This is a genomic window from Streptomyces sp. NPDC050263, assembly GCF_040655955.1.
GTDB lineage: Bacteria > Actinomycetota > Actinomycetes > Streptomycetales > Streptomycetaceae > Streptomyces.
In genome coordinates, this window is sequence record NZ_JBFAKW010000205.1 from 1 (window position 1) to 10,363 (window position 10,363).

Below are 10,363 nucleotides of genomic sequence, written 5' to 3' on the forward strand. Positions count from 1 at the left end.
GGGCGGCCCTGACGTCAGGGCCGCCCCACGGTCGTGTCGCGTCGGGTGGGTTCAGGTGCCGTACGGGTAGAAGCCGCGTCCGGTCTTGCGTCCGAGAGTGCCGGCGGCGACCATGCGTCGCAGCAGCGGCGGCGGCGCGTACAGCGGCTCCTTGAACTCCTCGTACAGCGACTCCGCCACCGAATGCGCGGTGTCGAGGCCGATCAGGTCCAGCAGCCGCAGCGGTCCCATGGGGTGGGCGCAGCCGAGGACCATGCCGTTGTCGATGTCCTCCGCGGAGGCGACGCCCGACTCCAGCATGCGGACCGCGGACAGCAGATAGGGCACCAGGAGCGCGTTGACGACGAAACCGGAGCGGTCGGGTGCTCGGACCACGGTCTTGCCGAGTGTGTCCGAGGCGAAGGCCGACGCGCGCTCGACGGTGGCGGCCGAGGACAGCTGGGTGGGGATGACCTCGACGAGCCGCTGCACCGGAACCGGATTGAAGAAGTGCATGCCGACCACGTGCGCGGCGCGGCCGGTGGTCACCGCGAGGTCGATGACCGGGAAGGACGAGGTGTTCGTCGCGATGATCGCGTCCGGGCTGTCCAAGTACGCGTCGAGCGCCGCGAACGTCGCCGTCTTGACCTCGCGCTGTTCGGCCACCGCCTCGACGACCAGTTCCCGGTCGGCGAAGGCGCTCAGGTCGTGGGTGAAGCGCAGTCGGGCCAGGGCCGCGTCACGGTCGTGCTCGGTGAGCTTGCCGCTGCGCACGCCGCGCTCCAGCGAAGCGCCGACCCTGGCCCGTCCCGCCGCGACGGCATCCGGGCCGACCTCGCCGACCAGGACGTCGAGGCCCGCGCGGGCGCACACCTCGGCGATGCCGGAACCCATGAGACCGCAGCCGACGACACCGACCCTGCTCAGCGTGTCAATGTTCGTCGTGGTCATCGGGACCGGCGTTCGTCGTGGTCATCGGGACCGGCCTCCGTACGCGCTGTCGCAGAGTTCGAACACCGGCTCCCCGCGCACCGGGTCCTCGACGACGCACAGGCGCACGCGGCAGCCCGGCCGGACGGAGACGAGCGGACCCTTGACGCGGCCGCGCACGGTGAAGCCCTCGCCCATCTCGACGAGGGACACGTTGCGCGCGGCGGGCGTACCCCGGCGGGCGACGGTGGAATGGCGTACGACGCCGGCGCCCACGCTGAACTCGGTCCGCAGATCGCTCGACGCGCAGGCCGGGCAGATCACCCGGTGGTACATGGCGGTGCCGCACCAGCGGCATCGCTGGAAGAAGAGGGACTCCTCGGCCGGTGTGCCGGCCCGAGTGACGGTGCTGCTCCGGGGCGCAGCGGTGGTGTCGTCCTCTGACGTGTCGGAGTCGAGCACTCCCGCCGCGATTCCGAGTCCTGAGTGGAACACGATGGCATCTCCCTGCGCGACTCATATGCATGGCACTCGGTGCCATTTGCTGTGCTGATGTGGTCAGACGGCCACGGGGGTGTGGAACTGTGAGTTGTGGAACACCAGCGGCAGTTGCTCGGGGTTCGTGTTCGTGGCGAGCACTTCGAGGACGATGACCCGGTGGTCTCCGGCCGCGTAGTCGTGGACCACCCGGCACTCCAGGTGGACCGGCGACCCGTTGATCAGCAGGGCGCCGGACTCGAGTTCGGTGACGTCGATGCCGCGGAAGCGGGCGGCCTTGTCCTTGCCTGCCAGTTGGTGGACCTGTGCGCTGTGGCTGATGCCCAGGACGGAGACGCCCAGGCGTTCGGCGCGGGCCAGGACCGGCCAGGTCGTCGAGGTGTTCTGCACCGCGAACAGGCACATCGGCGGCTCGAGACTCACGCCGACCGTGAAGGACGACGCGACGAGCACCGTGGGCTCACCGTCGACGGTCGCGGCCAGCGCCGCCACTCCGGAGGGGTAGGCGCCGAAGGTCCGCCGCAGCAGCTTCGTATCGGAGGGCTGATGAAGAAACGACACGGCTGTTCCCCCTAGTGGTCGGCTGTCGCTGTCGTCCTGTACGTGAGCTCCGCCCCCGGGTGGGTCGCCGCCACGCGCGGCCCCGCACCGAGAAGCTGCTCCCGCAGCGTGACGTCCTCACGGGTGGGCCGCATCAGATCGCGCTTCAGCAGCTCCGGCCTGAGCAGCTCGATGAAGTCGTCGTGCGTTCCGGGAGTGATGTGTTGCTGGACGAGGAACCCGTCGGCGCCGGTGGCGGCCACGAAGGCCTCGACCTCGTCGGCGACCTTCTCAGGGGTGCCGATGAAGGTGGTGCCGTTGATGCCGTGCTGGCGGTAGTCCTCCAGGATCTCCCGGACGGTGGGGTTCGTGCCGTCCGCTGAGCGGAAGCGGTCGAGGTTGGTCTGGCCGATCTCGCTGTGCACCTCAGGGAGCGGCTTGTCCAGATCGAACTTGAGCAGGTCGACGCCCGTCGACCAGGCGAACGTCGCCGCCGCGTGCTTGAGGGTCGCGAAACCGAGAAGGTTGTCGTACTTGCGTTGGGCTTCGGCTTCGGTGGTGCCCACCACGAAACCGGCGCCGACGAGGAACTTGACCGAGTCCCGTGGCCGGCCGATTTCCTCGGCGCGGTCCCGGATGGCGGTGATGTTGCGGGCGACGACCGCCGGATCGCCGCCGCCGACGAAGACGCACTCGGCGTAGCGGGCGGCGAAGTCGCGGCCGGCCGAGGAGGTGCCCGCCTGCAGGAGCAGGGGTGTGCGCTGCGGCGAGGGGGGAAGGGTCAGGATGCCCTTGGTCCGCAGGTACTTGCCCTCGTAGGAGACCTGGCGGACGCCGTCGGGTTCGGCGTAGACGCCTGCTTCCCGGTCCACGCGAAGCGCGTCGTCGGCCCAGGACGCTTCCCACAGGCGCAGGCAGATCTGCAGGTAGTCGTCGGCCTGCAGGTAGCGCTCGTCGTGCGGGATCATCGGTTCGCCGAAGAGCGCGGTCGACGACGACTGGCCACCGCCGCTGACGATGTTCCAGCCGATGCGGCCCTTGGTGAAGTGGTCGAGGGTCGCGAAGCGGCGGGCGAGAGCGGCGGGCTTCTCGTGCGTCGTGCTGTTGGTCAGCACGACGCCCAGCTTGGAGGTGGCCGCGGCGATGGCCGAGACGATGGTGATCGGGTCCGCCATGGGGACGTTGTACCCGGCTTCGACGGCGAAGGGGATGAGCTCGCCGTCGAGGGTGGGGTAGCCGTAGGTGTCGGCGAAGAAGAGGAAGTCGAACCCTCCCGACTCCAGCTTCTTGGCGAGTTCGGTCCAGTGCTCGATCATCAGATAGTCGGTCTGGGTGTTCGAGGGGTCCCGCCAACTGGAGCCGATCACTCCGTTGGGGCTCAGCGCCTGGAACGATGCGAAGATCAGGGGGCTCATGTGTCTCTCTCAGTGGGTCGTTGAGCGCTGCAGGTAGGCGGCCATGCGGTCGAGCGTGGCGCGGGTCTCGGGCAGCAGCGGCAGCATGCTGAGGTGTCCGTGGACGACGCCGGACGCCAGGTACCGTTCGATGGTCAGGCCGTCCTGCTCGGCCCGGGCCAGGACGGCTTCGGCCGGGGGACGCAGATCGTCGTACTCGCTGAGCACCACGAGCATCGGCGGGAGTTCGCCCAGGGACGGCATGTCCTCGAACGACAGGTACGGGGTGTCGGTCTCGCCGGCGGCGTAGGTGTGGAAGATGCCGCCGATGGCTTCCTGCTCGAAGCGGAAGAGCGGAGGGATGTCCGCCATCAGCCTCTCGTGCGCCTCACTGGTGGTGAACGTCGCGCTGAGGGCCGGGTACACCAGGAGCAGGCGGGCGGGCACGCGTTCGCCGTTGTCCCGGAGTTCCATGGTGGCGGCCATGGTGAGGTTCCCGCCGGCGGAGGCGCCGCCGAGGACGACGGTGTCGGCGTCGACGCCGAGTTCGGCCGCGTTGCGCAAGGTCCACCGGAACGCCTCGGCGAGGGCGCGGTGGAGCGTGGGGTAGCGGACGGTCGAGCCGTCGGCGAGGGGATAGTCGACCGACACGACGACCGTGTCGGCGCGGGCGCACAGGTCCCGGCTGACGGTGTCGGCCTCGTGGTCGTCCAGGGTGCCCGCGACGAAACCGCCGCCGTGGGCCCACACGAACGCCCGCCGCCCGGGGCGGACGCCGGACACGGGCGTGTACACCCGCACCCGCAGCCCCTCGAACCCGGCTACGGTCTCGTCGCGTACGTCCACGTCGGGCTGGTCGTAGGGACGGTTGTCACTGAACACCTTGGTGAACCTGTCCCAGAGGGCCTCGTCCGCGTTGAGGGCTTCCTCCCGGGTGACGTCGGCGACCAGGGCCACCTTGTCGGCGAGATGGGGATCGAGCGGCATGGGACTCCTCGGTTCTGGTGATGGACTGCGCGGTGTCAGTTGTCGACGGCGTGCACGGTGGCGGTGGTCTCCGGGCAGCCCTCGGCGCAGACGCGGACCTGGACGGCCCCGGGACCGGTGGGCCGGACTACGGCCATGGCGCGGCCGTCGAAGGTGGTGCAGGTGTCGGCGCCGAACCGCTCCTCGGTGTGCGTCCGCCCGGTGCCCAGCCCCGCCAGAACGGCGGGCCCGGTCACTTCCACGCGGACCCGACGGTCCCGGTGGCTGGCCGAGTTGCCTTCGCCGTCGTGCAGTTCGATGGAGACGTAGGCGAGGTCCTTGTCGTCCGCGCGGATCTCGGACCGGTCTGCCGCGACGGCCAGTCGCAGGCTGTCGCCGGCACTGCGCAGGACGCTGCGTCCCGTCTCGACGCCCGCTCGATAGGCGACCGCCGTCAGCTCACCGGGCCGGTAGGCCGACTCGAAGCGTGCGATGCAGGCCTTGTGCCCGCCGACCTTCATCCGCTCCAACGGCGCGCCGTCGAGAAGCAGTTCCACTTCGTCCGCGGAGCTGTACACGTCGATGGTGACCGGTGAGCCCGCCTCGACGTCCCAGCTCCAACTGGAGACCGCGTCTGCCCAGGACCACGGGGTCTGGAACATCGCCCGGCCGTGGAACTGCGGCCGGTGCACGGCGATGTACGGCTGCTCGCGCAGCCCGAACACGGTTTCCCGGTAGTACGACATGGGACGCCGGTGACCGGTGATGTCGATGTCGGCGCAGCCGGCGGTCAGCGCCGGGAACACGTCGTGGATGCCGCCGAGCATGTCCTCCTTGGGGCCGTCGTCCAGGTAGTCGGTGCGCCCGACCCCCGACTCCCCGAGGTAGTCCCAGCCGGTCCAGGTGAAGTCGCCCAGCACGTGGCTGTTCTCGCTCACCAACCGCCACAGCTCGTCGATGTGGCCCGGGAAGGTCTCGGTGCCGAGGATCAGCCGGTTCGGGAAGCTGATGGCGTCGGGTACGTAGCGGGCGTCGCCGTAGTTGATGCCGGACACGTCGAGTACGGCGTGGGACTCCTCGGTCCGCTCGCTGACCAGTCGCGACGCGCTGAACTCGTTGATCTTCTCGCCCAGCGCGGTGATCAGGGAGTTGATGTCGGTGGGTCCGTCGGTCGAACCGACGACCAGGGAGGGCAGCTCGTCCGGTACGGCGACCAGGCCGTTCACGGCGTTGGTGACGTACCGAGTGTCGTCCAACTCCCGTACCTTCTCGGCGAGTCGGCGTCCCCAGGTCGAACCGACCGGACTGCCCGTCTCGAAGATCTCGTTGCCGATGGAGTACATGATGACGCTCGGATGGTTGAAGTCCTTCGTGACCATCGCCTCCACGTCCCGCTCCCACCACTCGGGAAACGCCAGCGAGTAGTCGAACGGCCGCTTCGGCTTGGTCCAGGCGTCGAACGCCTCGTCCAGGACGAGCATCCCCAGCCGGTCGCAGGCGTCGAGCGCCGCGACGCTGAGCGGATTGTGCGAGCTGCGCACCGCGTTGAAGCCCGCCGCCTTGAGGATCTCGATACGGCGCTCTTCCGCGCGCGAGACGGCGGCGGCGCCCAGCAGACCCGTGTCGTGATGGATGCACGCGCCGCGCAGCTTCACCGTCCGGCCGTTGATCCGCAGCCCTCGCGCCGGGTCGAGGCGGAGGGTGCGGATGCCGAAGGTGGTGTGCTCCTCGTCCACGGCCTCGCCGCCGCCCGCGCCGTCGCTCAAGGTGGTGCGGGCCACGTAGAGGTTCGGCGAGTCGACGTCCCACAATGCCGGCCGCGGAACGTTCAGGCGCAGCCGCGCCGTCGCGCCGGTGCCCGGCAGCAGCGTGACGGGCGCGGTGCCTTCGGCGACCGTGGTTCCGTCGGCCGCGGTGATGGCCGTGGACACCCGCATCGTCCTGGTGAAGCGCTCCTCGTTCACCACCGTCACAGCGACGACGACCACGGCATGTTCGTCGTCGACCTGCGGGGTGGTGACGCGGACGCCGTCCAGGGCGATGTGCACCGGGTCGCCGACGACCAGATACGTGTCGCGGTGGATTCCGGCACCCGAATACCACCGCGAATCGAGGTGGGCACGGGCCTCCACCCGAATCGAGTTCGGCTGCCCGTAGCGCAGATACGGGTCGCACTTGACGTTGAACCGGCTGTATCCGTTCGGCCGTTGGGCGACGAACTCCTCGTTGATGTACACGACCGCGTCCCGGTAGACGCCTTCGAATTCGAGGAAGACGCTTTTCTCGCGGAAGGCTTCGGGCACGTCGAAGCTCTTGGAGTACTGGAAGTAGCCGCCCGGGAAATAACCCGTGTGGGCGCCCTCGGAAACTGTCGCACTGCGCGTCAGGTCCCGCACGGAGTCGTGCGGGAGGGTGACTTCCTGATCGTCTTCGCCACCTACGGCGCTGGCGAAACTCGTCTCGGCGGGACCTGCGGTCCAACCGTGATTGAAAGACTGGCGAAACATCGAGTTCGTCCTTTGCGAAGATACGCGCCGAGCGTCAGCGGACAGGGCGCCCGGGCATTTACTTGGGCAGGTAGGAGTTCGTGACCAAGGATTTCACGTCGATACTCTTGAGAGGCTTGCCGTCGGCCCCCGTCAGGATTCCCTGCTTGATCATCCAGTCGGCGTAGGTCTGCCAGCCCTGGACCGACTGGGTGCCGATCGGACCGTAGGGGTTGACCATGCCCTTGGCTTCGCGGGATGAGACGTAGGCGGCGAGCTTCGCGTTGATATTGGCGTTCGGGAACTGGGCGATGAGCGCCTCGCTCGCGGCCTTCGGATCGGCGATCGCGGCCTTGTACCCCTCAGCCATGGCCTTCACCAGACCGCGGGCGACGTCAGGGTTTTTCTGGAGGAAGCTGTTGCTGCCCAGCAGGAGGAGACCGGATGCCTCGGGGAGACCGTAGTCGGCCGGCAGGAACCTCGTGTACTTCACGCCGCTCTGGTCGAAGTCGTACTCCTGGTCGGGCCAGGTGACCGCCACATCGACCTTCTTGGTCTTCAGCGCCTCGGTGGAACCGACCTGAAGCACCACCTGCTTGACCTCGCCGTGCCCCCCGGCCTTCGCGATCATCGAGTTGATCAGCCCGAGCTCGAGCTTGCTGCCGTACCCGCCGTAGGTCTTGCCCGCCAACTGGGCGGGCGAGGTGATGCCGGACGAGTTGAGGACCGTGATGGCGGACGGGTCGTGCGGCATCGCCGAGAAGATCGCCTTGAGCGGAGCCCCCGCGGCGACGCTCGTCAGGGCGGTCGCGTAGTTGTTGGTGAAGCCGACGTCCGCCTGTCCCGCCGAGATGAGGGCGTCGGAAGCCGTGCTGCCGACGGGGAGGACGTTGAGCTTGATCCCCTCCTTCGCGAACAGACCCTTCTGCATGGCGTACGCGAGGCCGTTGTGCGTGGGGTTCGGCATGAAGTCGAGCGCGAAGTCGACGGTGGTCAGCTTGGTGCCGGCACCGGCCGCGGATCCGGTGTCCGTTCCGGAGCCGCTGTCCGTGCACGCAGTCAGCACGAGCGTGCCGACGGCGAGCGCGGATCCGAGGCGAATGATGGAGCGACGCGAAACCGGTGCGCCTTCTCGTGTGTCTCTGGCCATAGCGAGCACTTCCTTTTTAGATGTGCTGGGGGGCACCTGTTTCATGAGGGATTCTGCTGGGCCGCGACTGCCGGTGCGACCTCTGTCGCTCGGGACGTCAGCCGGTTGATCTCGTTCTCGAAATCGCGCCGGAGCGATGCCTTGTCGCTCTTGTCGAGCCAGGTCGCCGAGATGCCGTCGAGCGATGCTTGAACGACGTCTTCGGCGCTCAGTCCGTACCAGTCGGCGATGATGCCGTATTCGGTTCCGATGTCGGTGTGGACCATCGATTTGTCGTCGGTCCCGGGAACGATCCAGACGCCGCCTCGCAGCATCGTGCCGATCGGATGGGTCTCGGGCCGACTGTATTCGGGGAGGACGTCTCCTGCGACGAGCTGCGTGATCGTCGGACAGACGGTGAACGGGACACCCGATTCCGCGGCGCGGCGCAGGACCGGCTCGTCCTCGATGACGGGGTAGCCGTGGTCTATTCGGTCACAGTCCAGGAGATCGGTGTACACCGAGTATTCGGCGGCGCCGTACCGCACGTAATGCGCGGTGCGCTTGAAGCCGTGCCTGCGTGCCCGACGATAGACGTCGGCGAAGTGGATGGGGCGATGGTCGTCGAGGAATTCCGGTCCGTCAAGACCGATACCGATGAATTCCTCGCGCCGGTGCTCGATCAGCTGGTCGAGCATCTCCTCGGCGTACGAGACGGGCTCGTCGCGCATGACGCACGCGATGAAGCCGGTCCGGACACCGAAGTCCTCCTCGGCCGCTCTCGCGCCGTCGATCAGCCCGTCCTGGATCTGGGTGAACGACATGCCGGTGTGGGCGAGCGCGGTCGGATTGACGAAGAGTTCGAGGTACCGAAGGTTGCTGGCACGCACGTCATGAGCCACGAGCCCGTAGACGGCGTCACTGAGATCGCGAGGCGTCCGCACGAGCGCCCCCAACAGTTCGAGAGCGTCGAAGAAGGCCTGCTCCCGCGTCTCTCCGCTGTGCTGCCGGAGGTCGTACGCGGCCTCGATCGCCGATCGGCCGATGCTGACCTTGTTGCGTCTCGCCAATTCGACAGCGGTGTCGCGAGGGATCGAGCCGGTGAGGTGACAGTGCACGTCGACCTTCGGCAGCGCTCGGGAGAGCTCTCGGACGTCCATGCCCGTCACCTCGAACGAATGCCGCTCGCCCGGTCCGTTCATGGTCATTCTCACCTCCGTTCGTATCGGCGAAACCTGCCGAAGTGGCTGTACTATGGCAGAAACCGCGAGCCTGGGGAAGAGGGTTCTTGCGGGTCCGTATACAGATGCGGCGGTTCGACTCATCCGGGGACGAACCGACGGCACCGTCTAAACTCCCCGGGATGTCACCAAGGGGAGGCTGATGTGCTCGACGCCGTTGACGACCTGATCGTCGCCGCGCTGAGAAGCGACGGACGGGCGACCGTCCGGTCGATCTCGAAGCTGGTCGGACTCCCGGAAACCACCACCCGGGCCCGGGTGAACAGTCTGCTGGAGTCGGGCCGGGTCAGTGTCATCGCTGTCCTGCACCCCTCCGTGGAGCCCAGTGAGATCACGCTGTACATCCGTGTCCGGCTGTCGTCGGGCTGGGCTTCGCAGATCGCGGACTCCGTCCTCGGGCACTCCTACTGGCTGGCGGAGATCATCGGGGAACCCGAGGTGATCGCCACGTTCGACGTGACGTCGCTGAGTCACGCCGCCCGGCTCACCGACGAGATCGCCCAACTGCCCTTCGTGTCCATGGTCACGACGGACCCGGTCCTGGGGGTCTACCTGGGCGCGGGAACGCCTGTCGAGGCGGGCGGTGAAGCGGGGCTGTGGCCCGCGCTGGACGAAACGCGACTCGACGCCCAGGACCGCCAGCTCATCCGCTCCCTCCAGGTCGACGGGCGCGCCACCTACACGGCGCTCGCCCGCTCGGCCGGCCTGTCACTCTCCCAGGCGAGGCGACGAGTCCTCGACCTCATCGACTCGGGCACCATCCGGATATGGACGACGGTCCAGACGTCAGATCACGATCTGGCCCGGGCCGCGCTCGACCTGACCGTCAACCCCAAGACCGTCATGGCCACGGTCGAACGCCTCGTCCGGCGTTCCGGTGTCGTCTCGGTCTCGCGCATGTGCGGGACCTCGGCGCTCGCGGTCGACGTCGCCGCCCGCGACGCGGCGGAACTCGGTCAGCTCGTCGGCGACATCTCGGCGCACTCCGATCTCATCAGTGTCCGGGTGTACCGGATCCGTCTCCTGCGTCGCCAGCTCCAGCAGCGGCTCCGCAGCACTCCCGACCCGTCCTCGGAGGAGGGCGACGCCATGTCGGAGGCCTTGGACTAGGGGGCTTCTGATGGATCTCCGCGGCGTCGCGACGCCCGGCACGCACTCTCGCCGCACCGGGCGAAAGCCCTAGTAGCTCCGCTACGAGGA

Annotated in this window: 9 protein-coding genes; 1 reads left to right on the forward strand and 8 read right to left on the reverse strand. The window is 68.1% G+C overall.

Annotation, left to right across the window (positions count from 1 at the left end; translation table 11 throughout):
- Positions 1-51: 51 nt before the first annotated feature.
- The 8 genes from AB0J04_RS44020 to AB0J04_RS44055 form a co-directional block, all read right to left on the reverse strand.
- Positions 52-930, reverse strand: a complete 879-nt coding sequence (locus AB0J04_RS44020; protein ID WP_363174346.1) for a 3-hydroxybutyryl-CoA dehydrogenase — start codon at positions 928-930, stop codon at positions 52-54.
- A 21-nt stretch (positions 931-951) separates the two neighbouring features.
- Positions 952-1,404, reverse strand: coding sequence for a zinc ribbon domain-containing protein (locus tag AB0J04_RS44025; RefSeq protein WP_363174347.1), 453 nt, complete (start codon positions 1,402-1,404; stop codon positions 952-954).
- Between the two features lie 63 nt (positions 1,405-1,467).
- On the reverse strand, positions 1,468-1,968 hold the full coding sequence (locus AB0J04_RS44030; protein WP_363174348.1) for a flavin reductase family protein: 501 nt from the start codon (positions 1,966-1,968) through the stop codon (positions 1,468-1,470).
- Positions 1,969-1,979: 11 nt separating this feature from the next.
- A complete protein-coding gene (locus AB0J04_RS44035; protein ID WP_363174349.1) occupies positions 1,980-3,362 on the reverse strand; it encodes an NtaA/DmoA family FMN-dependent monooxygenase in 1,383 nt (460 codons plus the stop codon).
- A 9-nt stretch (positions 3,363-3,371) separates the two neighbouring features.
- A complete protein-coding gene (locus AB0J04_RS44040) occupies positions 3,372-4,328 on the reverse strand; it encodes an alpha/beta hydrolase (protein WP_363174350.1) in 957 nt (318 codons plus the stop codon).
- A gap of 35 nt (positions 4,329-4,363) precedes the next feature.
- Positions 4,364-6,703, reverse strand: coding sequence for a glycoside hydrolase family 2 TIM barrel-domain containing protein (locus tag AB0J04_RS44045; RefSeq protein ID WP_363174351.1), 2,340 nt, complete (start codon positions 6,701-6,703; stop codon positions 4,364-4,366).
- Positions 6,704-6,872: 169 nt separating this feature from the next.
- The gene (locus AB0J04_RS44050) at positions 6,873-7,943 is read right to left on the reverse strand and encodes an ABC transporter substrate-binding protein (protein WP_363174352.1); all 1,071 of its coding nucleotides are present in this window, start codon (positions 7,941-7,943) and stop codon (positions 6,873-6,875) included.
- 41 nt (positions 7,944-7,984) lie between these two features.
- Positions 7,985-9,247 carry a hypothetical protein gene (locus AB0J04_RS44055; RefSeq protein ID WP_363174353.1) on the reverse strand — a complete coding sequence of 421 codons (1,263 nt, stop codon included), beginning with the start codon at positions 9,245-9,247 and terminating at the stop codon, positions 7,985-7,987.
- A gap of 60 nt (positions 9,248-9,307) precedes the next feature.
- Here AB0J04_RS44055 and AB0J04_RS44060 point away from each other — a divergent pair, with 60 nt between their 5' ends.
- A complete protein-coding gene (locus tag AB0J04_RS44060; RefSeq protein WP_363174354.1) occupies positions 9,308-10,273 on the forward strand; it encodes an AsnC family transcriptional regulator in 966 nt (321 codons plus the stop codon).
- Positions 10,274-10,363: the final 90 nt, after the last annotated feature.